Here is a 23914-nt window from a genome sequence, read left to right as displayed (position 1 = left end):
AATGAACGCCACCATGTTAAATTTTGAAAAGCCACCAGCACTGCCTCCGCAGCTACAATGGAAGCATGAAAAAGAACCAGCATTATTGGAGTGGACAATCCGAGCAAGAAACTACAACACCTTTGTTGCCAATTTAATGTTTTTTGCCTGCCTAATCGCCATAACGACAGCTTCATTTTTTATATATCAAAGCATGGACGACGATCCTGTTTTCAGTGCAACATTGACTTCTCTATTTTTCATTACAGTGGGCATTTCATTAATATCAATCACCCATCAAAAAATGAATTTCGCTTACCGTCTTACCCGGTCAGGAATAGAATATTGCAAGTGGAAGAACCTCTCCAAATATACTTTCACATTTCTCAAATGGTTCTCCGGAATAACAGCAATCGCTTTCATTCTGCTGGCCGTTATTGATCCTGCTTTTTTGATAGGTGCCCTGATAGGACCGGGCGGCATGGGCTTGACCTACCTCCTGCTGATCAACTCGAAAAACTACCAAGAAATGCACACCCAACATCACCACTACGCATACAGATGGGAAGACATCACCCAACTGGCTATCGCTACAAACAGAGAAGTCGTAGATTTAAAGTACAGCGTCATTCAAGACGGCGACAACCATAAAACGAACTGGAACCTGAACATTTTCTGCGGCAACAAACAAAAAAAAACTGTAGCCAACCTGATTAAACCCTACTTATCCAAAGACGTGCCCTTCATCACCGCCAAAGTCGATGTACCGCTAAGCACTGATTGACAAAAATGCAAGCAAAACGACAAGAAAACCACAAACAATGGAATTAAAAAACGACACGACCCCTTCAGAAAAACCATTAAAAAATCAGGAAAAAATCCTGATGAAATGAACGATAAAAGCCAAACCCCGGAATACAACCAACATGGACATCGGCATGGCAATTATTATAGCCATCGGTGTAGCGGCGATAATAAATGGTATCCACGAGTCTTATACCCTCAACTTATCAGAAGAAAATGGCTCCATTTTCCTGAATCTTCATGCTGGTATAATCTCGACTTTGGTAGCCACCTACCTTTGGATTCTTGTCGTTCATCAAAAAAAGACATATACCTATACTATTACCGAAACAGTGGGAACCGAGGAATCTTCAGTAAACTTTCCAAAGTCTGCTCATACCGTATTCAAGGCCATATCGGCGCTATTTTTCATAATTATTATCGCAACCATTATCTATAGCCCTTCATCGGCTTTAATACTCGCAGGCCCTGCAGGGATGGCCTTGATAGCAGCTAAATTTTTTCTTACCTGGAATAACACTCCGAAAATAGAAGAATCATCCGAATGGAAAGAATACAAGTTCGTCATCATCGACAAAAAAAGACGTTTAATCGTAGCTCAATACACCGACATCATGATCGGCTTCGAGGCCAGGCTTCCCGAAAGCTTATTTGCAGAATACTTATCAACACTTAAAAACCACTTCCGAAAGATGCAGTTTTTGCGGAAAAAGATTGGATATGGTGAACTATCAAACCGAAACATCGAAACCTGCGCGATGATCCTGGCCGTAGCGGAATAATACGAACATGACAAAACCCAGTGACAATTCATTCAACCAGATTTCATGCAGAGCCTTTGAAGAAGAACCAAGTGCACATGAACGCGTCCTTATGGAATGGTCGACAAAAACAATAAAATCTCCACCTAAGGAAATCATGAAAGCACAGCTCTGGCTCTTTGCTGGCGCGACGCTAATGAATATTTTTGTAACGGCCATCACTTGGAACAACCTGCCACAATATATGCTTGGACTTTTGTCGGCGTATATATTTTCGTACGCACTGACCATCTACTTCATATTTATATTACGCCAAAAAACAGTATTCAATTACTCCATCACAGAGAACCATGGAAAAGTCGAACATTATCGGCACTACCCAGAATCTTCCGGAACCATTTTCAAAAGCCTCGCTATTTTTATAATATTATTTTTCTCAGGCGTTGCGATTTATACAGGGTCCTTGGCCTTTATGATCGGCCCGGCAGCTATGGCTCTTGGAGCGGCAAAATCCCTTCTCGACTGGAAAAACAAAATAACCAACTCGCGCAGCTCCCCTTGGACGGAATATAATTTTGTAACTATAGATCGGTCCAGGCTCATGATAATCATCCATAGAACCAACCAATCAGTGGGATTCGAAGCACGCTTCCAAGAAACGGCTACATTCGATCGTTACTTGAGAACTTTGAAAGCAGTACTACCAAGCAACGCCATATTCACAGAAAAGAATTGGCAATGGTAATTATTGAAAAACTTATAATCACACCGACTACTTATCTAAATATATAAAAGATAGAAAGGTGACAGATCCATTTTCTAACAAATGGATCTGTCACCTTTTCCTTGATCCGAGAGCACCGTTGCCGCTGCCCACTTATACTTACCTGGATTTCAGTGGCGGCATGCCCCAGGTGCTCTCATGGTAAATGACGCCGGGTGGACCATTTATGGCTGCGGTCATGACGTTCTGGAACCTGCCTAACCGCCTCGTCGAATTCACAACCTAAAAAGTTGCCTGACGCACCTGCCTCTCCAACTCCACCTTCAACCCCGGCTCCAGCTTCAACTGCTTCGCCAGCTCATCCAGATACGCCTTCTCCATGAAATTCTCCTCATCCACCATCATCACGCTCGCCACGTACATCTCGGCAGCCATCTCCGGCGTGCTTGCCGCGCGGGCGACGTCGGTGGGGTCGAGGGGTTTGTTGAGTTCGGCGTGAAGCCAGTGTTTGAGCTCCTGATCGTTGTCGAGCTTGGTGAATTCACCTTCAATCAGCTGGCGTTCGCGGTCGTCGATGTGGCCGTCGGCTTTGGCGGCGGCGACCAGAGCCTTGAGGATGGCCTGGCTGTGTTGTTCGACTTGCGCCGGTGGCAGGCGATCCAGGGTTTGCGGTTCGTTCTGCGGGGCGGTGCCTTTTTGCGCGTTCCAGTTGCCGTAGGCTTTGTAGGCGATCATGCCCAATGCGGCGAGGCCGCCGTAAATGGCGACTTTACCGCCAACCTTGCGGGCCTTTTTACTGCCCAGCAGCAGGCCCATGGCGCCGGCCGCCAGGGCACCTCCACCGGCGCCGGAGAGCAGGCTGCCGAGGCCGTTGGCACCGGTGGCCCCGCCCAACAAACCGCCGAGCCCACCGGCCGCCGGTTTGTTCTGTGCCCCGCCCGCCTTGTTCTGCAGCAGATCCTGGCCGGACTTGAGGAGTTGATCGAGCAATCCACGGGTGTTCATGTTCCGCCTCCAAACAGGGGTTATCCGGATCAATAAGGCCCTCAGCCTAGTTCGAAAGTGCCCGTCGTTTGGGTGAGAGTGTGCTTCCAGATGTTGCCTGGCCCTCGGCAGCCCTTCGTGAAAATAGATATACACTCGAGACAATCTATAAAAACCGTCCACCGGGTAAACCTTCCATGATGACCTTGCGTCAGATCCGCCATTTCATCGCCGTGGCCGAGACCGGCTCGATCTCCGCCGCCGCGCAGACCGCGTTCATTTCCCAGTCGACCCTGACCCTGGCCATCCAGCAACTGGAGGAAGAAATCGGCGTCAGCCTGTTCAACCGCCACGCCAAGGGCATGACCCTTACCCATCAGGGCCACCAGTTCCTGCGCCAGGCGCACTTGATTCTGGCGACCGTGGACAACGCCAAACGCAGCCTGCAACAAAGCACCGATCAGGTCGCCGGGCAGTTGATCGTCGGCGTGACCAGTCTGGTGGCCGGTTATTACCTGGCGGATTTGCTCACTCGTTTCCAGCGTGCGTACCCCAACGTCGAGATCCGGGTGATGGAAGACGAGCGGCCGTACATCGAGCATTTGCTGGTCAGCGGCGAGATCGATGTCGGGGTGTTGATCCTCTCCAACCTCGAAGACCGCCACGCCTTGCAGACTGAAGTGCTGACTCATTCACCGCACCGTTTGTGGCTGCCGGCCCAGCATCCGCTGCTGGAACACGACAGCATCAACCTCGCCGACGTCGCCCGGGAGCCGTTGATTCAACTGAACGTCGACGAGATGGATCGCAATGCCCAACGCCTTTGGCGCGGTGCCGGACTGCAACCGAAGATCACCCTCAGAACCGCGTCCACAGAGGCGGTGCGAAGTCTGGTCGCGGCCGGCCTGGGCGTGTCGATCCAGCCCGACATGACTTACCGCCCATGGTCGCTGGAAGGGGACATCATCGAAGCCCGACCGATTGCCGACCTCAACCAGACCCTCGACGTCGGTCTGGCCTGGCGCCGTGGCACCGCACGCCCTGCGCTGGTCGACCCGTTCCTGACTGTGGCCCGCGAACAGCCCCACGGCGGACGCAAGCCATCTATTTAATCGAATGCCACCTTCAGTATTTAGAATTTGTCGACCCCGGAGCCGCGCACTAGTCTTGCTGCATCTATAAGACGGTCGGCTTCCGGAACAGGGAGCAACATGGCCATACAAGAAAAGAGATCACGGAAAATGGCTGGCGCGCAGACCCACATGCACACCGCGTTGCTGATCGACGGCGAACTGGTCGCCGGGCAAGGATTTGTCGAACCGATCCTCAACCCGGCCACCGGCGAAGTCCTGACCCAGATCGCCGAAGCCAGCACCGAGCAAGTCGAAGCCGCCATCCTCGCCGCCCACCGCGCCTTTGCCGAGTGGTCACGCACGACTCCGCAACAACGCTCCAACTTGCTGCTGGAAATCGCCAACGCCGTCGAAAAGCACGCCGATCACCTCGCCCGCCTCGAAGCCCTGAACTGCGGCAAACCGCTGCATCTGGCGCGGCAGGATGATTTGACCGCCACGGTCGATGTGTTTCGCTTTTTCGCTGGCGCCGTGCGCTGCCAGACCGGCCAGCTCAGTGGCGAATACGTGCCAGGCTACACCAGCATGGTGCGCCGCGATCCGATTGGCGTCGTCGCCTCGATTGCGCCGTGGAACTACCCGATCATGATGGCCGCGTGGAAGATCGCCCCGGCCCTCGCCGCCGGCAACACGCTGGTGTTCAAGCCGTCCGAGCACACGCCGTTGTCGATTCTGGCGCTGGCTCCGGCGCTGGCCGAAATTCTGCCACGCGGGGTGATCAACATCGTCTGCGGTGGCGGCGAAGGCGTCGGCAGCCACTTGGTCGGCCACCCGAAAGTACGCATGGTGTCGCTGACCGGCGATATCGTCACCGGCCAGAAAATCCTCCAGGCCGCCGCCAAAACCCTCAAGCGCACGCACCTCGAACTCGGCGGCAAGGCCCCGGTGATCGTCTGCAACGACGCCGACATCAAAGCCGTGGTCGAAGGCGTTCGCACTTACGGCTATTACAACGCCGGGCAGGATTGCACGGCGGCTTGCCGGATCTACGCCCAGGCAGGAATTCACGACAAATTGGTCGCCGAACTCGGCCCGGCGGTCAGCAGCCTGCGCTTCGCCGGCAAACGCGACGCCGACAACGAGATCGGCCCGCTGATCAGCACCCGTCAGCGCGACCGTGTGGCCAGTTTCGTCGAGCGCGCCCTCGGTCAGCCGCACATCGAACGAGTGACCGGTGCGGCAGTGCATTCCGGCGCCGGGTTCTTCTATCAGCCAACCCTGCTGGCGGGTTGCAAACAGAGCGATGAAATCGTCCAGCGTGAAGTGTTCGGCCCGGTGGTGACCGTGACCCGCTTCGACGAACTGGCGCAAGCGGTGGACTGGGCCAACGACTCGGAATACGGCCTCGCCTCGTCGGTCTGGACGCAGAACCTTGATAAAGCAATGCAGGTCGCCGCACGCCTGCAATACGGCTGCACCTGGATCAACAGTCATTTCATGCTGGTCAGCGAAATGCCCCACGGCGGGCTGAAACGCTCCGGCTACGGCAAAGACTTATCCAGCGATTCGCTACAGGACTACAGCGTGGTGCGGCACATCATGGCACGCCACGGCCAGCATCTCTGACTACGCTAATAACAAGCCGACCACGGCATGCTTCACCGCGTTCACAACTGCCCCGACCATAATTTAAAGAAGAGGGTTCACCATGTTCGTGCACAAGACCGCACTGCTCAGTGCAATCACCACGGCCCTGCTGGCCAGCGCCAGTCTGCAGGCCGCCGAACCGCTGAAAGCCGTCGGCGCCGGCGAAGGCCAGCTGGATATCGTCGCCTGGCCCGGTTACATCGAACGCGGTGAGAGCGACAAGGCCTACGACTGGGTGACCGGTTTCGAGAAGGAAACCGGCTGCAAGGTGAATGTAAAAACCGCCGCCACGTCTGACGAAATGGTCAGCCTGATGGCCAAGGGCGGTTACGACCTGGTGACGGCGTCGGGCGATGCGTCGCTGCGGTTGATCGTCGGCAAGCGTGTGCAACCGATCAACACTGCGTTGATCCAGAACTGGAAAACCCTCGACCCACGCCTGAAAGACGCGCCGTGGTACGTGGTCAACAAGGAAACCTACGGCACCCCCTACCAGTGGGGCCCGAACGTGCTGATGTACAACACCAACGTGTTCAAGACCGCGCCGACCAGCTGGAACGTGGTGTTCGCCGAACAGAATCTGCCTGACGGCAAGTCGAACAAGGGCCGTGTGCAAGCCTACGACGGCCCGATCTACATCGCCGACGCGGCGCTCTATCTGAAATCCACCAAGCCTGAGCTGGGGATCAAGGATCCGTACCAGCTCACCGAAGATCAGTACAAAGCCGTGCTGGAACTGTTGCGCGCCCAGCAGAAGCTGATCCACCGCTACTGGCACGACACCACCGTGCAGATGAGCGATTTCAAGAACGAAGGCGTGGTCGCGTCCAGCGCCTGGCCGTATCAGGTCAACGGACTGATCAACGACAAGCAACCAATCGCTTCGACCGTGCCGAAAGAAGGCGCCACCGGCTGGGCCGACACCACCATGCTGCACGCCGAGGCCAAGCACCCGAACTGCGCCTACAAGTGGATGGACTGGTCGCTGCAGCCGAAAGTCCAGGGTGATGTGGCGGCGTGGTTCGGTTCGTTGCCGGCAGTTCCGGCGGCGTGTCAGGGCAGTGAGTTGCTCGGGGCCGAGGGTTGCAAGACCAACGGGTTTGATCAGTTCGAGAAGATTGCCTTCTGGAAAACACCGCAGGCTGAGGGTGGGAAGTTTGTGCCTTATAGCCGGTGGACGCAGGACTACATTGCGATTATGGGCGGTAGGTAATCGCCCACACACCGATCGTTCCCACGTCGAGGCGTCGATCCGTCTGCGTGGGAATGCATCACCGGACGCTCCGCGTCCATTCGCATGAGCTGACGCAGAGCGTCACGGGCTGCATTCCCACGCAGAGCGTGGGAACGATCAATTCGAACACTGTTTTTCAGAAGTCCAGGCAGGGCCGCTGCGACGGCCCTCGCCTTTTTGGAGCACCGCACCATGACGCTTGCAGTCCAGTTCACCAACGTTTCCCGGCAGTTCGGCGAGGTGAAGGCCGTTGACCGGGTTTCCATCGATATCCAGGACGGCGAGTTCTTTTCCATGCTCGGCCCTTCCGGTTCGGGCAAGACCACTTGCCTGCGCCTGATCGCCGGGTTCGAACAACCAAGCGCTGGCTCGATCCGCATTCACGGCGCCGAAGCCGCCGGTTTGCCGCCCTATCAACGCGATGTAAACACAGTGTTTCAGGATTACGCGCTGTTCCCGCACATGAACGTGCTGGACAACGTGGCCTACGGTTTGAAAGTCAAAGGCGTGAACAAGAACGAGCGCCACAAGCGCGCCGAAGAAGCGTTGGACATGGTCGCCCTCGGCGGCTACGGCGCCCGCAAACCGGTGCAGTTGTCCGGCGGTCAGCGCCAACGTGTTGCCCTCGCCCGCGCGTTGGTCAATCGTCCGCGAGTGCTGTTGCTCGACGAACCGTTGGGCGCCCTCGACCTCAAGCTGCGCGAACAGATGCAGAGCGAACTGAAGAAGCTGCAACGCCAGCTCGGCATCACCTTCATCTTCGTCACTCACGACCAGACTGAAGCACTGTCGATGTCCGACCGTGTGGCCGTGTTCAACAAGGGTCGCATCGAGCAGGTCGACACCCCGCGCAATCTGTACATGAAACCCACCACGACGTTCGTCGCCGAATTCGTCGGTACCTCGAACGTGATTCGCGGTGATCTGGCGCGCCAGCTCAGCGGTCATCCGCAGCCGTTTTCGATCCGCCCTGAACACGTGCGTTTCGCCGAAGGCCCGCTGGCCAGCCATGAAATCGAAGTCAGCGGTCTGCTCCACGACATCCAGTATCAGGGCAGCGCCACGCGCTATGAACTGACCCTGGAAAACGGCCAGACCCTGAGCATCAGCCACGCCAACAATCAGTGGATCGACAGCAGCGCGCAACACCAGACCGGTCAGCGCATCAGCGCACGCTGGGCGCGGGAAGCGATGATTCCGTTGCACGACACCGTTGCGAGCGGGGTGTGACATGACCGCCCTCGCCCTCCCTCAATCGGCGCCGTTGCGCAGGTTTTCCAACCTGCTCTATCGCAAGCCGAACCTCTATCTGTCGATGCTGCTGGTGCCGCCGCTGCTGTGGTTCGGCGCGATCTATCTGGGGTCGCTGCTGGTGCTGCTGTGGCAAGGTTTCTACACCTTCGACGACTTCACCATGGCGGTCACGCCCGACCTGACCCTGGCCAACTTCGCCGCGCTGTTTCAGCCGTCGAACTTCGACATCATCCTGCGCACCCTGAGCATGGCCGTCGTGGTGTCGATCGCCAGCGCCATCGTCGCGTTCCCGATTGCCTATTACATGGCGCGCTACACCACCGGCAAGACCAAGGCGTTTTTCTACATCGCGGTGATGATGCCGATGTGGGCCAGTTACATCGTCAAGGCCTACGCCTGGACGCTACTGCTGGCCAAGGGCGGCGTCGCGCAGTGGTTCGTTCAGCACCTGGGGCTGGAACCGGTTCTGCAATTCATTCTGGGGATTCCCGGGGTCGGCGGCAGCACCTTGTCGACCTCGCACCTGGGGCGGTTCATGGTGTTCGTCTACATCTGGCTGCCGTTCATGATCCTGCCGATCCAGGCTTCGCTGGAACGCTTGCCACCATCGCTGCTGCAAGCCTCCGCCGACCTCGGGGCCAAACCGCGTCAGACCTTCATGCAGGTGATTCTGCCGCTGTCGGTGCCGGGCATTGCCGCCGGTTCGATCTTCACGTTTTCGCTGACCTTGGGCGACTTCATCGTGCCGCAACTGGTGGGCCCGCCGGGCTACTTCGTCGGCAGCATGGTTTACGCCCAGCAAGGCGCGATCGGTAACATGCCGATGGCTGCGGCGTTCACGCTGGTGCCGATCGTGCTGATCGCCATTTACCTGTCCATCGTCAAACGACTGGGGGCCTTCGATGCACTCTGAAAAGGCTTCAATAGGCTTGCGCATTGCAGCCTGGGGTGGGTTAGTGTTCTTGCACTTCCCGATCCTCATCATCTTCCTCTACGCCTTCAACACCGAAGACGCGGCGTTCAGCTTTCCACCCAAAGGCTTCACGCTGCACTGGTTCAGCGTGGCGTTTTCCCGGCCGGACGTGCTGGAAGCGATCAAGCTGTCGCTGCAGATTGCGAGCATCGCCACGCTGATTGCCATGGTCCTCGGCACCCTCGCTTCGGCGGCGTTGTACCGTCGGGACTTCTTCGGCAAACAGGGCATTTCGCTGATGCTGATCCTGCCGATTGCGTTGCCGGGGATCATCACCGGGATCGCGCTGCTGGCGACCTTCAAGACACTGGGGATCGAGCCGGGGATGTTCACCATCATCGTCGGCCACGCGACCTTCTGCGTGGTGATCGTCTACAACAACGTCATCGCCCGTTTGCGCCGCACCTCCCACAGCCTGATCGAGGCGTCGATGGATCTCGGTGCCGACGGCTGGCAGACCTTCCGCTACATCATCCTGCCGAACCTCGGCTCGGCGTTGCTCGCCGGCGGCATGCTCGCGTTTGCGCTGTCGTTCGACGAAATCATCGTCACCACCTTCACCGCCGGCCACGAACGCACCTTGCCGCTGTGGTTGCTCAATCAACTGAGCCGCCCACGGGACGTGCCGGTGACCAACGTCGTGGCGATGCTGGTGATGCTGGTGACCATGCTGCCGATCCTCGGCGCCTACTACCTGACCCGAGGTGGCGAGAGCGTGGCCGGCAGCGGCGGTAAATGATTTCCCTGAACTTCCCCACCCTGAATTTGCAGTAGAAAGAGGACAACAACATGCAAACCAAACTCTTGATCAACGGCCAACTGGTCAACGGCGAAGGCCCGGCGCAACCGGTGCTCAACCCGGCGCGTGGCGAAGTGCTGGTGGAAATCAACGAGGCCAGCGAAGCCCAGGTCGATGCCGCCGTGCGCGCCGCCGACAGTGCCTTCGCCGAATGGTCGCAGACCACGCCGAAAGACCGTTCGCTGTTGCTGCTCAAACTCGCCGACACCATCGAAGCCCACCGCGAAGAACTGGCGAAACTGGAATCGGACAACTGCGGCAAACCCTACAGCGCTGCGCTGAACGACGAGATCCCGGCGATAGCCGACGTGTTCCGTTTCTTCGCCGGCGCCAGCCGTTGCATGAGCGGTTCGGCCGGCGGCGAATACCTGCCCGGCCACACCTCTATGATCCGCCGCGACCCGGTGGGCGTGATCGCCTCCATCGCGCCGTGGAACTACCCGCTGATGATGGTCGCCTGGAAAATCGCCCCGGCCCTCGCCGCCGGTAATACCGTGGTGCTCAAGCCGTCGGAACAAACCCCGCTGACCGCGTTGCGTCTGGCCGAACTGGCGTCGGATATTTTCCCGGCCGGTGTGCTCAATCTGGTGTTCGGTCGTGGGCCGAGCGTGGGCAGTCCGCTGGTGACCCATCCGAAAGTGCGCATGGTGTCGCTGACCGGCTCGATAGCCACCGGTTCGAACATCATTTCCAGCACCGCCGACAGCGTCAAACGCATGCACATGGAACTGGGCGGCAAGGCCCCGGTGATCATCTTCGACGACGCCGACATCGATGCAGCGGTTGAAGGCATCCGTACCTTCGGCTTCTACAACGCCGGCCAGGACTGCACCGCTGCGTGCCGGATCTATGCCCAGCAAGGCATCTACGACAAGTTCGTCGAGAAGCTCGGCGCGGCGGTCAGCAGCATCAAGTACGGCTTGCAGGATGATCCGTCGACCGAACTCGGGCCACTGATCACCGCCCAACATCGCGACCGCGTGGCCGGGTTTGTCGAACGCGCCGTGGCGCAACCGCACATCCGCCTGATCACCGGCGGCAAGGCTGTGGACGGCAACGGTTTCTTCTTCGAACCGACGGTGCTGGCCGACGCGCAGCAGGACGACGAAATCGTCCGCCGCGAAGTGTTCGGGCCGGTGGTGTCGGTGACCAAATTCACCGATGAAGCCCAGGCGCTGGAATGGGCCAACGATTCGGACTACGGCCTCGCTTCCTCTGTGTGGACGGCGGATGTAGGGCGCGCCCATCGCCTGTCCGCCCGTTTGCAGTACGGCTGCACCTGGGTGAATACGCACTTCATGCTTGTCAGCGAAATGCCTCATGGCGGTCAGAAACTGTCCGGCTACGGCAAGGACATGTCCATGTACGGGCTAGAGGACTACACCACGGTTCGGCATGTGATGTTCAAGCACTAAAAGCATTCCCCCGGATTCAAGGCAGAAACCGGTCATCCGCATCACCAGGCATTCAAAACAATAACTACCGATCCGGGCGGCGCTCACCAAGCCCCGCCACGGTTTCGGCCATCCGAAATCTGCCGATTTCACGGAGCAAACACACATGAGTGCATCACCCGATCTCTCAGCCGCCGTTGCCGACAGCGATGCCGAACAACTGCGCCAACTGGGCTACACCTCCAACTTCAACCGCAGCATGAGCCTGTGGGAAAACTTCGCGCTGGGCTTCACTTATCTGTCACCGGTCGTAGGGGTTTATACCCTGTTCGGCCTGTGCCTGGCCGCTGGCGGGCCGCCGATGTTCTGGGCTTACTTGCTGGTCGGCTGCGGTCAATTGCTGGTGTGCCTGATCTTCGGCGAAGTGGTGTCGCAGTTCCCGATTTCCGGCGGCGTTTATCCTTGGGCACGTCGCCTGGTGGGCAAGAAATGGGCATGGATGGTCGGCTGGATCTACTCCATCGCCCTGTGCGTGACCATCGCCGCTGTTGCGGTCGGCGCCGGCCCGTACCTCGCCGCCATGCTGGGGTTTGAGCCGAGCAACAACACCAACATCGTCATCGCCCTGGTGCTGACGCTGTTCGCCACACTGGTCAACCTCAGCGGCACCAAAGTGCTGGCGCGGATTGCCATGTTCGGCTTCCTCTGTGAACTGGTGGGTGCGGTAATCGTCGGCGTGTACCTGCTGATTTTCGAGCGCCACCAACCGATCAGCGTGCTGTTCAACACTTTCGACATCAGTGTCGACGGCTCCTATCTTCCGGCGTTTCTCACCGCGTCGCTGGCGGGGATGTTCCTCTACTACGGCTTCGAGGCCTGCGGCGACGTGGCCGAAGAAACCCCGAACCCGAGCAAGAAAATCCCGGTGGCCATGCGCATGACCATCTACATCGGCGGCATCGCGGCGATGTTCGCTTGCCTGGCGCTGATCCTCGCCGTGCCGGACATGCAAGCGGTGATCAACGGCACCGACAAGGACCCGGTCACCACCATCCTCAACAATGCCTTCGGCCCGGTCGGCTCGAAAGTGGTGATGGGCGTGGTGATGATTTCCTTTATCTCCTGCGTCATCAGCCTGCAAGCGGCGGCGAGTCGTCTGCTGTATTCCTACGCTCGCGATGAAATGGTCATCGGCAGCCGACTGCTGAAAAAGATTTCTCCTACGACCCAGGTGCCGGTTGCTGCGCTGTTCGTGTCCGGCGTCCTGCCCGGCCTGATCATCGCCCTCGGCTTCTTCCTGCAAGACGCCGTGGCCACCATCGTCAGCTTCGCCGCCATCGGCATCTACCTCGCGTTCCAGATGATCGTCCTCGCCGCCCTGTACGCCCGCAGCAAAGGCTGGAAACCGAGCGGCAAATTCACCCTCGGCGCCTGGGGCTGGCCGGTGAACATCGGCGCGCTGGTGTACGGCGTCGGCGCAATCATCAACATGGCCTGGCCACGCACGCCGGATGCGGCGTGGTACATCAATTACGCGATGGTGCTGAGCACGGCGATCGTGATTGGTCTGGGGCTGGTTTACATGTGGATTGGCAAGCCGTATGACCACGGCAAAGCGCCGGCGGGAGACGCCTGGTCAATTTGATTTCGCAGTGCTTTTCGGCGAGATTACCCGTCGCGTCGAAAGGCACCGAATTCAAAATTTCAAGGAAGTCACACATGCAGATCAGCCAAGGGCAACGGTTGCCGTTATCAAAGATTCTTCAGGGACGCGCACTGACGCTCTCGATCAGGATCGACGCCGCGCAAGTGATCGACTTCGTCTGCTTCGGCGTCGATGCGCAAGGCAAGCTTTCGGATGACCGCTACATGGTCTTTTTCAATCAGCCGAGTACGCCCTGCGCCAGCATCAGGATCACCGATGGCGGCCGCTTCGCCATCAACCTCGATTCGCTCCCGGCATCGATCGAGCGTCTGGTGTTCACAGCCTCAATCGACGGCGCTGGCGCGATGAAGGACATTCTCGCCAGTAGCTTCGAAGTGCTCAGCCCGGTCGGCGAGACGCTTGCAACTTGCCCGTTCTCGGGGGCCGATTTCACTGGCGAGAAGGCGATCATGGTCGCCGATCTGTATCGTAAGGACGGTGAGTGGCGCATCGCGGCCAACCTGCAAGGTTATGCCGAAGGTCTGGATGCGCTGGTTCGACATTTTGGTGGTGAAATTGCTGAAGAAGCACCACCGGCGCCGATATCAGCGAAGGTCTCTCTGGAGAAACGCGTCGGCGATGCTGCCCCGCAATTGGTCAGCCTGGCCAAGAAAGCGCAAGTCAGCCTGGAGAAAGCCAACCTCACTGAAACCAAAGCCCGCGTGGTGTTGGTGCTCGACGCAACCGGCTCGATGAACGGCCAGTATTCCCGTGGCCGGGTGCAGGAAGTGCTCAACCGGGTCATCCCGCTGGCCGTATCGTTCGATGAAGACGGCGAACTGGAATGCTGGGCATTCGCCGAGAAACCACTGCAACTCTCCCCCGTCACGCTCAGCAACTATGAGCGTTTCATCGACACCGACAGCCAAGGCTGGAAGAAATGGAATGTCGGCGGTCGCTTCAACGATGAACCGCGAGTCATCGAAAAAGTATTGGCATCGTTTCAGCAGTCCGATGAGCAGACGCCAATGTTCGTGATTTTCATCAGTGACGGCGGCGTGTCGAAAAACCGCGAAATTACCAAACTGATGGTAGACGCTGCCAAGCAGGGGATTTTCTGGCAGTTCGTCGGCATCGGCGGCTCCAACTACGGTGTCCTGGAAAAGCTCGACACCCTGAGTGGACGTGTGGTCGACAACTGCGGCTTCTTCGCACTGGATGACTTGCACGACATCAGCGAAGAACAGCTGTACGACAAGTTGATGGCTGAATTCCCCTCTTGGCTCAAGGAAGCCAAAGCCAAAAACATCATTCGTTGACCGACGAAACGCTCAACACCTCAGGCACATCGCAAGCGCGGTGTACTGCACGTTATCCAAGGAATAGGGATCTCAATTGAATCAGTCACTCAAGCCCGGTGAAAACACCAATCTCAGCCTCGCCCAAGGGCGGGTCGTGGTTACGCACGCGGCAGGCGCCAATCTGGACGTCAATCTGACCGCGTTTCTGCTTGGCGACACCGGCAAGGTGCTGGATGACAGCGGCATGGTGTTCTTCAACGTTCCTGAACATCCGTCCGGCGCAGCTACGTTTGCAGCGCCGGTGGTGCAGGGAAGTGTGATCAGTCACAGCATCAGTTTCGATCTGGCGCGCCTGCCGGCCAACATCACGAAAGTTGCCATCACCCTGACGCAAGACGGCAGTGCCGGTGGGTTTGAAGCGGTCAAGGACCTGCGAGCCACGGTGATTGCCGGTGCTCAAGTGCTGGAATTGGCTCCCGAGCCTTTCGCCAAAGAGACCGGGATCATCGTCCTCGATTTGTACGTGCGCAATGGCCAGTTCAAGGCGCGTTCGGTATGGCAGGGTTTCGCTTCGGGGTTGGCGGGGCTGTGTGGTTTGTATGGTGTTGAAGTCGAAGAAGAAGCGCCACCTCCGCCACCGGCCAAAGCCGTCAGCATGCAAAAGTCGCTGATTACCCTCGACAAGGTCGGCAGCAGCCACAAGGTTTCGCTGGAAAAAGGCCCGTCCGCACCAAAAGTCATTCGCGTCAGTGCCACTTGGGTGGATAACGGTGACGACTGCGACAACGACGACCTCGATCTGCGCATCGGTATCCTGCGCCCTGATGGGCGGATGTCGATCATCCAGGCACCGGACAAACGTGGCGAGTTCGATCTCGATCCTTACGTGTTCCACACCGGCGATGTGATGAGCGCGAGCGCCGGCGAACCGGCGGTGGAGACCGTCGACATCAACCCGGCGATCTCGCAGCTCATGGGCGGTAAAGTGGCGCTGGTGTGCAGCGTGTACTCAGCGGTCGACAATGGTGCGGTGTCGGTGGCCTCGCTGAAACCGAAAATGCGCATGGAATACGGCAACCAGGTCGTCGAGTGCGCTTTCGAATTCCCCGAAGATCATGATGATGAGGATGAGGACTACAGCGACATGATCTACACCTATGTGATCGGTCTGATCGAAATCGACCAAGAGCACATCGTGCTCAGCCCGTCCGGCGCCACCTCCGAGTCTTGCAGCGAAGCCACGCCGTGGCTGACCCGCAACGGCGAAAAACTCAAGCTCACAATGGATGGCCCCGAAGTGTTCAAGGGCGAGCCACTGCAAAACAGCGGTTCGAAACGCTACGTTTGAGCCAGCCACTCTGGCTGCCCGCGCTGCAACTTTGCTTCGCGGGCATCACACTCAGTCCAGCACCGAGAGCTCCATTGGCAACACCGGCGTAAAACGAGCTGAACGATCAAGCTTGACCCGTGCGCCGTACGCGTTGAGCGTCGCCGCCGGGTCAATTGCTTCCAACTGATCGAAGTCCAGTGAGTCCCACTGCGATCGTGTTACCAATGCGGAGATCACATAATGTTCTTCGCTTACACCGTTCGCGGCGTTATTACGCTGGATGTAGCCAGACGCCAATACCTTGTCGATCCCCGGTAGCAAAGCAAACACTTCGCCAATTACCCGAAACAGCGAGCCATGGCACAGCGCAACAAAGTCACGCCGCACCTGTGCATCTGTGCGGTTCTTGAATGTCAGCTTGCCATTGCCCCGCGCCTCCGCAACGCGCCGTGGCACGTCCCCCTCATCCGGTAGATCCACATCAAGTGCGACGCCGGTGACGTCCTGCGAGAACGCGTAAGTGACCTGAGTTTCCTTCGGCCAGGCAATTCCGCTCAACACGTAATTCAATGCCTTCTCCATCTGGGCACTAAAGCCGCGCGCGGCGAGCCGAAAGGTTTTTTCAATCTCGCCGCGCTCAAATTCGTGGGCATCCCGAGTCGCCTGCCAACGATTCAGATCCTCAACATATTGCCGCTGCGCTGCGTCCGCATCACGCGCCATCTTGCCACTGCGCAGCAACATTCGGTCCATCAGGCCTGGGGCTTTCTGCGCTGGTTGCTGCGGCGCCTCGATGGCAAACGGCGCGGGGATCAGCGGCATCGACCCAGGGCGCGGCGTGCTCAGGTGCACACCGAGGCAGTCTTCAAGATCGCGATTGATTTTTTCCGCGGCTTTCTCCAGTAACGCCTGAATTGAGTCCGCACGCTCCGACTTCACACGCTTGATGATTGCGGGGGACAACTCGTTGTCATCCATGTCGGTAATCAGCAGCAAACCCTGGTCGCTGACCTTGACCTTCAACTGGCCAGCGTAATCGCCGGCGTTGCCAGTAGCCTGGGGATCAGCGGCACGCGACGGCCGATCAATGCGCTCGCGACAGGACAAGCCGGTACCGGGTAAACCGGCATTCAAGAAAGTGCCGTTGCGCGCCATGGTGAGACTCAAGCCGCGCGGGCCAATCGAGGTGCTGACGCCCGAACCGCTGATGTTGAGGCGAACGCCGGGAATGATCGTGATGCGTTTGGAGAAACGAAACCCCATGAACAGCTCCTTGATCCTGAAAGGCCGGGGCATCTATCCCGGCCAGCGCTCTGCAGTTCAGGTTCGGCCGGCGATGTAGTCGTCGATCGAAGAGAACTGCCGGTTACGACACATCCAGCCAGAAAGGAAAACGAACGCCGTCGTTGCAAATACCGCCCATCCCCGGCGGCGACGTGCGTCTTGCCGGGTACGTGCGCCGCCACACAGCAGCAACGCCATCATCAGGAAATAAAAGGTCAGCAAGGCGATTTTGGCAAACAGCGAGAGCAGGAAAAACAGTGACACGCCATTGCTGCGGTAGGTTTGAATGATCACTTGCAGCGACATCAGGCCTGCCAGCACGCAAGCGGCAATCAGCGCGTAATTCTTCGGAATCTCCAGCCAGACGCTAAATACAAAATAAGACCCGATACCCAGAATCGGCGTGATGCTGGTGAAAAGCGCATCGGTGTAGTCCTGATAGATCGTCATCGAGCCACGTCGGTGTAGCCAGATGCAGATCAGCAACAACACCGCCATGCAGAACAGGGCGATCTTCAGATACAGAACGGCCCGATGATTATCCTGCGCGTTACTGTTTGCCGGGACAGGACTTGCCACCGCTGGTACTTGAGCAGTCGCAGCAGGTACACGCGGTTCAGTACGTTTGATGTCGCTGGTGGGTGCCGGTCTGGCGGACTGCGGTATCGCGCCGGAGAGTTGATTGAGTCGCTGCGACATTGATGTGCTCAGGCAACTTTCGGTTACGCAGTTATCGCGCAAGCGCAGCCATTCACGTTGCTCGATACGAACCTGATTACGGTTAGCCGCAGAATCCAGCGCACGCACGTATTGCGAGTTCAGCTGTTCATCGAGAAGACTCAGTGCAGTATCGGCACAAATGGATTTTTCCGCGAAGCTCACCGCTTTGGCGCAGTCGAAACTGGTGGCATGGGAGTGCAATGAAATAAATGCGAACACCAGAGCAATACCGGTGCTTATGCTTGAGCGAGACATGATCGAGTCCTTTCTTGTTGTTTGTACTGCCCGACCAAGGGTCTCTGAACTATGCCTGAGTCGGGGGGAGAATGCGCTCGCCTCAAGTACCAGGTGATTGCAGGAAGGTGGTGCCGTTCCATGTGAATTTTTGCGTGCTTTCGACACTTGGGCAGCAGTTGGCATCGTCCGGGCCGACGCTGAGCATTTTCACTGCGAGGGTTTTCGGCGCGATGACTTCAACGCTTTGCACACCTGATCCCACGACCAGTTTTGCGCGGTGAATCCAGCCCTGAGGTGTCGCGTAAAACGTCGCCAGCGACTGGAAGTAGCCATTGCCACCCCCCTGCCCTTCAAGGGTGTAAAGCACCACCGCGTCGTTGGTTCCGTCACCGTTCAGATCGGTCAAAATGATTTGTCGGCCGTCCTTGTACTCGTCACCGCCGTCCTGTGCGATTTCGCTGGCGATTTCACGGTCAATCGCAGCTTCGAGCAACGCGGTGACAGCAGCAACATCAGGTGCTGCCGGCGGAGTTTCTACAGGAGCTGCAGCGACAGGTTGTTCGGTGATTGCCTGGCGTTGCGCGACCGGATTGGAATCGCTGATCTTCTTCAGTACGGCAGCCTTGAGTGCCAGCATGTCCGATTCGAGAAATAGCTGGTTTCGCGTATCGCCGAACGGCTGAGCGTCGCCCAGTACCCAGCGAGCGAAGATTCCCGGACGTTTCTTTTCCTGGCGATCGACCAGATCGTCGATCACTTCGTTGGCCGCTTTGGCAAAGCGTTCATAGCCATCCTGGCCAACGGCTTTGATCAACGTATCCTTCTCGCGCGCCACGTTTCTGCGAGCCAGTTCGAGCATGATGATGTTGGTGTCGACCAATTTGCTTTCGCATTCGTTGGTGTAGTTGCCCAAGCAATTCTGCCGGTATTCCTGAACAGCATTATTGGCTTTGAAGTCGTCGTAAGCGCCACAGCCTGACAAGGCTGCCAATACACCAACCGCCATGACCCCGCGAAGCAGTCCCATTGAAAAAATCCTTATCAGTGCCTCATCCTGCTGAACTGCCCGTTGATCCGAGGCAGTCGCGCTTGGCGAAATGGTTGTACATAAGTTGAATAACCAGCGAATTGCTGGTTCGTGGAAATTCTGCAGACAAGAAAAAGCCCCCGGCAAACGCCGGGGGCTCTCGCAACCCTTTCGGGTTAGCCGATGTTTACGCCGTGCTCTTTAGCCAACGGCGCCAGGCCGCCAGCGAAGCCCTGGCCGATGGCCTTGAACTTGAACTCTTCGCCGTTGCGATACAGCTCGCCGAAGATCATCGCGGTTTCGGTCGAAGCGTCTTCGCTCAGGTCGAAGCGTGCCAGCTCTTTACCGTCAGCCTTGTTGACGACGCGGATGTAGGCGTTTTGCACCTGGCCGAAGCTCTGCTTGCGCGCGTCCGAATCGTGGATGGTTACAGCGAATACCAGCTTCTTCACTGTTTGCGCCAGGCCGGTCAGTTTGACGGTGACTTGTTCGTCATCGCCATCGCCTGCGCCCGACTTGTTGTCGCCCATGTGCTCGACCGAGCCATCAGCAGACTTTTTGTTGTTGTAGAAAATGAAGCTGTTGTCGTCGAGCACTTTGCCGGATTCGCCAACGATGAATATCGAAGCGTCGAGGTCGAATTCGGTGCCGTCGGTGACGCGTGGGTCCCAGCCCAGGCCAACGATAACTTCAGACAGGCCTGGAGCCTCTTTGGACAGGCTGACATTGCCACCCTTGCTCAGTGATACCGCCATGTTCAAATTCCTCTTGGTTGTGGTGAGTCAGGCCCTGAATTCAGGGCCTTGCAAATCAATTGGCAAGATGCCGAACCTTAGAAGTTCAGACCGAAAGAGTTGGCAACAGCCTTCAGGCCGCCAGCGTAACCCTGGCCAACAGCGCGGAATTTCCACTCGCCACCGTTGCGATACAGCTCAGCGAAAATCATCGCGGTTTCGGTGGAAGCGTCTTCAGCCAGGTCATAGCGAACGACTTCGGCGCTGGATACTTCGTTGACCACACGAATGAACGATCCACCGACCTGGCCAAAGCTTTGTTTGCGGGCTTCGGCGTCATGGATGGTTACGACAAACACGACTTTTTCGACGTCGGCCGGAACACGGCTCAGGTCAACTTTCAGCACTTCGTCGTCGCCGTCGCCAGCGCCGGTACGGTTGTCACCCGTGTGCTCAACCGAACCGTCCGCACTCTTCAACTGGTTGTAGAAAATGAAGTCTGCGTCGCTGCGAACCTTGCCGCTGGCGCCTACCAGAAACGCGCTGGCGTCCAGGTCAAATTCCGCGCCGTCGGTAGCGCGCGGGTCCCAGCCCAGGCCAACCAGAATCCTGGTCAGGCTCGGGTCGGTTTTGGTAAGGGACAGGTTGCCACCTTTTTGAAGTGTCAAAGCCATCGGTACATCTCCTTGTGGTTGATGCTGCTACTCAATTGTTTTCGGTTTGGGTTTCTTCCTGACCCGGCAAGATCAGGCTCGCCACTACGCCGATTGCCAGGACCACCATGACAATCAACAAGCTGGTATTCGCGTCAATGGTGTAGCCGTGGTGGAACATGTGGTCGGTGGCGTTCAGGCCAAGTTTCACTGCGATGAAGAACAACAGTGCAATCACCGATTTTTCCAGATGGACCAGGTAGCGTTTCAGCGCTTCGAGCACGAAGTACATGGTTCGCAGGCCAAGAATCGCGAACAGCATCGCCGAGTAGACGATCAGCGGTTCACGGCTGACAGCGATCACTGCCGGCACCGAGTCGAACGCGAAGAGGATATCGGACACTTCCGCGACCACCAGGCACAGGAACAGCGGCGTGGCGAACAGCGTGCCTTTGGCGGCCAGGGTCATGCCCTGGTTTTCCGGTTTCTGCAGCTCACCTTCGAGCACCTTGCGGGTCACGAAGAAATTGTGGCCGTACAGTTTTGGCCACACCGGGAACAACTTCTGCGCGAAGCGATACGCCATGTGCTTGGAGTAGTCTTCTTCCTCGTCATCGTCCCCGCCGGCGCGCAACATCATCACGGCCGTCCACGCAACGATCACCGCGAAGACAATTTCCACCCACGGCCCGAAAGCCAGCAGGCCGGTGCCGATCGCGACGAACACGCCACGGAACACGATGGCACCGATGATGCCCCAGTACAGAACGCGGTGACGCAGGCCATCCGGCACCTTGAACCAGGCGAAGATCGCCATGAAGACAAACAGGTTGTCGACACTCAGGACTTTTTCCAGCGCATAACCGGTGACGAACAGGCTGGCCACTTCAGGGCCGTGCTGCACGTACAGGAAACCTGCGAACGCCAGCGAAATCGCGATCCAGAATATCGACCAGATCGAGGCCTTCATCAGCGAAATAGGCTTGCCTCCACGGTGCGTGACCATGTCCAGCAGCAGGGCGCCAAGCGCCAGCCCTACAAACACCGCCATGGTCAGCGGGGGAAATCCGATTTGCGTTTCCACAGGTACCGCTCCTTAAAGATCAAAATCAGCCGGGTTCAGACCCAGCTCGGCGCAGATCAAACGGCACGCCGCTTTTTCCTTTTCATCGAACGTGCCGTCCGATGCGCCGATGGAACAGGCAACACGCACCAACAGGCGAGCAGCACCCGGGTCGCTCTTGATCTTGCCGATGACTTTCAGTGCTTCCGCCTGACCGATCTGGAAGTCGAACTCGAACTTCTCGCAATGCGCCGAGAAGGACTTGATCACGTCTGCCGTGTTGAACACTTTCAATTCAGGCGAGATATTGATGAAGCCGATCATCTTCTGCTTTTCCGCCGAAGAGATATCGCCATCCGCTGCGGAGACGATGGCGCAGCTGGCCGTCATCGCTTCCATGAACTTCTGGTTCTTGAATTTACCGACTTCAGTTGTCAGTTTGTCGCGAGCCGCCGTCGCGTTTTCTTTAAGCCATGCGAGCATGTCAAATCTCCTTAAGGGGCGGGACCGGAAGGCCCCGCCATCCGTATTATTTCGAGCCGGCGCGCCAGCTCATGCCCCAGCCATAAGCCTTGTCGACTGCCGAATGACCACGATGGAAGTCGACGCGGCGCGAAACCTTCACCGCCCCGTCAACGTTCTCGAGCATGGCAATCGCACACATGCCTTCGCGGCCACCTTCTTCATTGAGGCGAACCTCGATGTCCGGCTGGCCGGGGATGTAGATGGTCACGATGCCGTCAGTCTCTTTCCAGTTCGGCGCGCCTTCGTAGATGAAGGCGAAGATCAGAATGCGTTTGACCTCGCCCCACTTCGCGCCGTTGATGTGCATCCACTCGCCACCGGCAACCGAGCCGGTGCGGTCATCGCCCTTGAGCTGGATGTACGGCGCGCCACTCAGGCTGCCGAAGCAGTTGCCCAAGGCCTGCACCACGCCCTTTTCGCCGCCCTGCAGTTCGTACAGGCAGCCAACGTCAAGGTCGACGGATTTGTTGCGGCTGAAGAAGCCACCGCCGCTGCCCTTGTTCCAGTTCAGGTTGACCTTGATTTCGCCGAAACCGCTGGCGGTTTTCTCCAGGCTGATCGACGAGCGAGTCTTGTCGAGCGTGATCTTGCTCAGACTGATCGTCGATTTCGCGGGCGCAGGCACCGGTGCCGGGGCTGGTGCAGGCGGAACGGGCGCAGGCGTCGGTGCAGCGGACGGAGCCGCGATTTCAACACCAAAATGCTTGGCCAGGGGCTCCAGACCGCCGTTGAAACCTTGCGCGACACAGCGGAATTTCCACTCACCCTGGCGACGATAAAACTCGCCAAGGATCAACGCAGTTTCCTTCATCCCGGCAGTTGGCAACTGAGCCTCGATGCCGCCCGAGACTGCCACGGACAAGTGCGAGACGCGCTCGAAACTGGCCTTGTTCTCATGGATCGTCGCCGACAGCGCGACTTTCTCGACCGCCGTTTCAAGACGACTCAGATCGACAGTGAATACCGCACGCCCGGCTGTCGCCTCGGTCATCTGCAACACGCCGCCGAGCACACTGCTCTGGCCATAGAAGCACATGTCGCCATCGCCACGGACTTTACCCGAAGCGTTCAGGACGAAAGCCGACACATCAATGTCGACGCCCGGAATTGGCGTGTAGTTGATATCCACGCGAAGCTGGCCGCAGGCAACCGGCGCATTACCACCAGGTACGAGAGCGGCCATCAGCTCAGCGCCTGCACGGCCAGATTGACCAGGTCGTCAGCGGTTCGCCCACGAGTGGTTTCGCCGATGGCCTTGAATTCCCAATCGGAACCTTTGCGCGACAGGCTCGCCATCACGATGCCGGTATGACCGCCCTTCTCGGACAGGTTGAAACGCGCCAGTTCCGATTTGTTGCTGGCATTGACGATGCGGCAGTAGGCTTTTTCGACTTTGTCGAAGTTCTGCCCGGTGAAGCTGTTCACGGTGAAGATCAGATGCTTGACGGCGGCCGGCAGACGCGACAGATCAACGTGGATAGTTTCGTCATCACCATCGCCTTCACCGGTACGGTTGTCGCCAGAGTGCTGAATCGAACCGTCCTGCGACTTCAACTGACGGAACCAGACCAGGTCGATCACTTGCAGACTTTCGTCGAGCAGGATGCACGAAGCGTCCAGATCGATCTCTCCGCCGCTGCCCATCAGCTTGCCGAGAAAACCTGCTTTCACCGGGTCCCAACCCAGGCCAAGGCTGATGCGGGTCAACGCGCTGCCGGCCGTTTTTTCCAGAGAAATGCTTTGCTGTTTGCTCAGGGTAAGTGCCATCG

Annotated in this window: 23 protein-coding genes; 13 read left to right on the top strand and 10 right to left on the bottom strand. The window is 57.8% G+C overall.

Going from position 1 to position 23914, the window contains the following annotated elements:
* The first annotated feature begins 13 nt into the window (after window positions 1–13).
* The 3 genes from AC1RMX_RS19315 to AC1RMX_RS19305 all read left to right on the top strand — a co-directional run bounded on the left by AC1RMX_RS19315 (window position 14) and on the right by AC1RMX_RS19305 (window position 2289).
* Window positions 14–763, top strand: a complete 750-nt coding sequence (locus tag AC1RMX_RS19315) for a hypothetical protein (protein WP_102619561.1) — start codon at window positions 14–16, stop codon at window positions 761–763.
* A gap of 142 nt (window positions 764–905) precedes the next feature.
* Window positions 906–1565: a hypothetical protein gene (locus AC1RMX_RS19310; protein WP_493072742.1), complete on the top strand. Its 660-nt coding sequence runs from the start codon at window positions 906–908 to the stop codon at window positions 1563–1565.
* 7 nt (window positions 1566–1572) lie between these two features.
* Window positions 1573–2289, top strand: coding sequence for a permease (locus AC1RMX_RS19305; protein ID WP_493072741.1), 717 nt, complete (start codon window positions 1573–1575; stop codon window positions 2287–2289).
* Window positions 2290–2550: 261 nt separating this feature from the next.
* On the opposite strand, the gene AC1RMX_RS19300 is transcribed toward AC1RMX_RS19305, so the two are convergent.
* Window positions 2551–3273 carry a tellurite resistance TerB family protein gene (locus tag AC1RMX_RS19300; protein ID WP_493072740.1) on the bottom strand — a complete coding sequence of 241 codons (723 nt, stop codon included), beginning with the start codon at window positions 3271–3273 and terminating at the stop codon, window positions 2551–2553.
* A gap of 176 nt (window positions 3274–3449) precedes the next feature.
* Between AC1RMX_RS19300 and AC1RMX_RS19295 the strand changes: the two genes are divergently transcribed.
* The 10 genes from AC1RMX_RS19295 to AC1RMX_RS19250 all read left to right on the top strand — a co-directional run bounded on the left by AC1RMX_RS19295 (window position 3450) and on the right by AC1RMX_RS19250 (window position 15920).
* On the top strand, window positions 3450–4364 hold the full coding sequence (locus tag AC1RMX_RS19295; protein ID WP_007954670.1) for a LysR family transcriptional regulator: 915 nt from the start codon (window positions 3450–3452) through the stop codon (window positions 4362–4364).
* Between the two features lie 99 nt (window positions 4365–4463).
* Window positions 4464–5951, top strand: a complete 1488-nt coding sequence (locus AC1RMX_RS19290) for a gamma-aminobutyraldehyde dehydrogenase (protein WP_493072739.1) — start codon at window positions 4464–4466, stop codon at window positions 5949–5951.
* A gap of 82 nt (window positions 5952–6033) precedes the next feature.
* The gene (gene ydcS, locus AC1RMX_RS19285) at window positions 6034–7185 is read left to right on the top strand and encodes a putative ABC transporter substrate-binding protein YdcS (RefSeq protein ID WP_493072738.1); all 1152 of its coding nucleotides are present in this window, start codon (window positions 6034–6036) and stop codon (window positions 7183–7185) included.
* Window positions 7186–7398: 213 nt separating this feature from the next.
* Window positions 7399–8436: an ABC transporter ATP-binding protein gene (locus AC1RMX_RS19280; protein WP_096819314.1), complete on the top strand. Its 1038-nt coding sequence runs from the start codon at window positions 7399–7401 to the stop codon at window positions 8434–8436.
* A 1-nt stretch (window position 8437) separates the two neighbouring features.
* Window positions 8438–9373 carry an ABC transporter permease gene (locus tag AC1RMX_RS19275; protein ID WP_007954664.1) on the top strand — a complete coding sequence of 312 codons (936 nt, stop codon included), beginning with the start codon at window positions 8438–8440 and terminating at the stop codon, window positions 9371–9373.
* Window positions 9363–10172 (top strand): ABC transporter permease, encoded by an 810-nt coding sequence (locus AC1RMX_RS19270; RefSeq protein ID WP_207866805.1) that lies wholly within the window; start codon window positions 9363–9365, stop codon window positions 10170–10172. The genes AC1RMX_RS19275 and AC1RMX_RS19270 overlap by 11 nt, the downstream gene beginning before the upstream one ends.
* A 50-nt stretch (window positions 10173–10222) precedes the next feature.
* Window positions 10223–11647 (top strand): gamma-aminobutyraldehyde dehydrogenase, encoded by a 1425-nt coding sequence (locus tag AC1RMX_RS19265; protein ID WP_493072737.1) that lies wholly within the window; start codon window positions 10223–10225, stop codon window positions 11645–11647.
* A 145-nt stretch (window positions 11648–11792) separates the two neighbouring features.
* On the top strand, window positions 11793–13271 hold the full coding sequence (locus tag AC1RMX_RS19260) for an APC family permease (protein WP_493072736.1): 1479 nt from the start codon (window positions 11793–11795) through the stop codon (window positions 13269–13271).
* A gap of 74 nt (window positions 13272–13345) precedes the next feature.
* Complete coding sequence (locus AC1RMX_RS19255) at window positions 13346–14590, top strand: VWA domain-containing protein (protein WP_096819305.1); 1245 nt, start codon at window positions 13346–13348, stop codon at window positions 14588–14590.
* A gap of 76 nt (window positions 14591–14666) precedes the next feature.
* A complete protein-coding gene (locus tag AC1RMX_RS19250; RefSeq protein WP_192559879.1) occupies window positions 14667–15920 on the top strand; it encodes a TerD family protein in 1254 nt (417 codons plus the stop codon).
* 51 nt (window positions 15921–15971) lie between these two features.
* On the opposite strand, the gene AC1RMX_RS19245 is transcribed toward AC1RMX_RS19250, so the two are convergent.
* The 9 genes from AC1RMX_RS19245 to AC1RMX_RS19205 form a co-directional block, all read right to left on the bottom strand.
* A complete protein-coding gene (locus tag AC1RMX_RS19245) occupies window positions 15972–17165 on the bottom strand; it encodes a DUF4236 domain-containing protein (protein WP_493072735.1) in 1194 nt (397 codons plus the stop codon).
* Window positions 17166–17222: 57 nt separating this feature from the next.
* On the bottom strand, window positions 17223–18161 hold the full coding sequence (locus AC1RMX_RS19240; RefSeq protein WP_493072734.1) for a lysozyme inhibitor LprI family protein: 939 nt from the start codon (window positions 18159–18161) through the stop codon (window positions 17223–17225).
* 82 nt (window positions 18162–18243) lie between these two features.
* Window positions 18244–19317 (bottom strand): hypothetical protein, encoded by a 1074-nt coding sequence (locus AC1RMX_RS19235; RefSeq protein ID WP_493072733.1) that lies wholly within the window; start codon window positions 19315–19317, stop codon window positions 18244–18246.
* A gap of 29 nt (window positions 19318–19346) precedes the next feature.
* Complete coding sequence (locus AC1RMX_RS19230; protein WP_096819296.1) at window positions 19347–19925, bottom strand: TerD family protein; 579 nt, start codon at window positions 19923–19925, stop codon at window positions 19347–19349.
* A gap of 77 nt (window positions 19926–20002) precedes the next feature.
* Entirely contained in the window at window positions 20003–20578 is a 576-nt protein-coding gene (locus AC1RMX_RS19225; protein ID WP_096819294.1) for a TerD family protein, read from the bottom strand.
* A 31-nt stretch (window positions 20579–20609) separates the two neighbouring features.
* Window positions 20610–21608, bottom strand: a complete 999-nt coding sequence (locus AC1RMX_RS19220; RefSeq protein WP_096819328.1) for a TerC/Alx family metal homeostasis membrane protein — start codon at window positions 21606–21608, stop codon at window positions 20610–20612.
* 45 nt (window positions 21609–21653) lie between these two features.
* A complete protein-coding gene (locus AC1RMX_RS19215) occupies window positions 21654–22103 on the bottom strand; it encodes a tellurite resistance TerB family protein (protein WP_096819292.1) in 450 nt (149 codons plus the stop codon).
* Between the two features lie 46 nt (window positions 22104–22149).
* Window positions 22150–23328, bottom strand: a complete 1179-nt coding sequence (locus AC1RMX_RS19210) for a TerD family protein (protein WP_493072732.1) — start codon at window positions 23326–23328, stop codon at window positions 22150–22152.
* Window positions 23328–23912, bottom strand: a complete 585-nt coding sequence (locus tag AC1RMX_RS19205; protein ID WP_096819288.1) for a TerD family protein — start codon at window positions 23910–23912, stop codon at window positions 23328–23330. The genes AC1RMX_RS19210 and AC1RMX_RS19205 overlap by 1 nt, the downstream gene beginning before the upstream one ends.
* Window positions 23913–23914: the final 2 nt, after the last annotated feature.

The sequence above is a fragment of the Pseudomonas sp. GW822-FHT03F04 genome, assembly GCF_058801405.1.
Note: the sequence above shows the minus strand (reverse complement) of the source record. Positions and strands in the feature narration are given on the sequence as shown.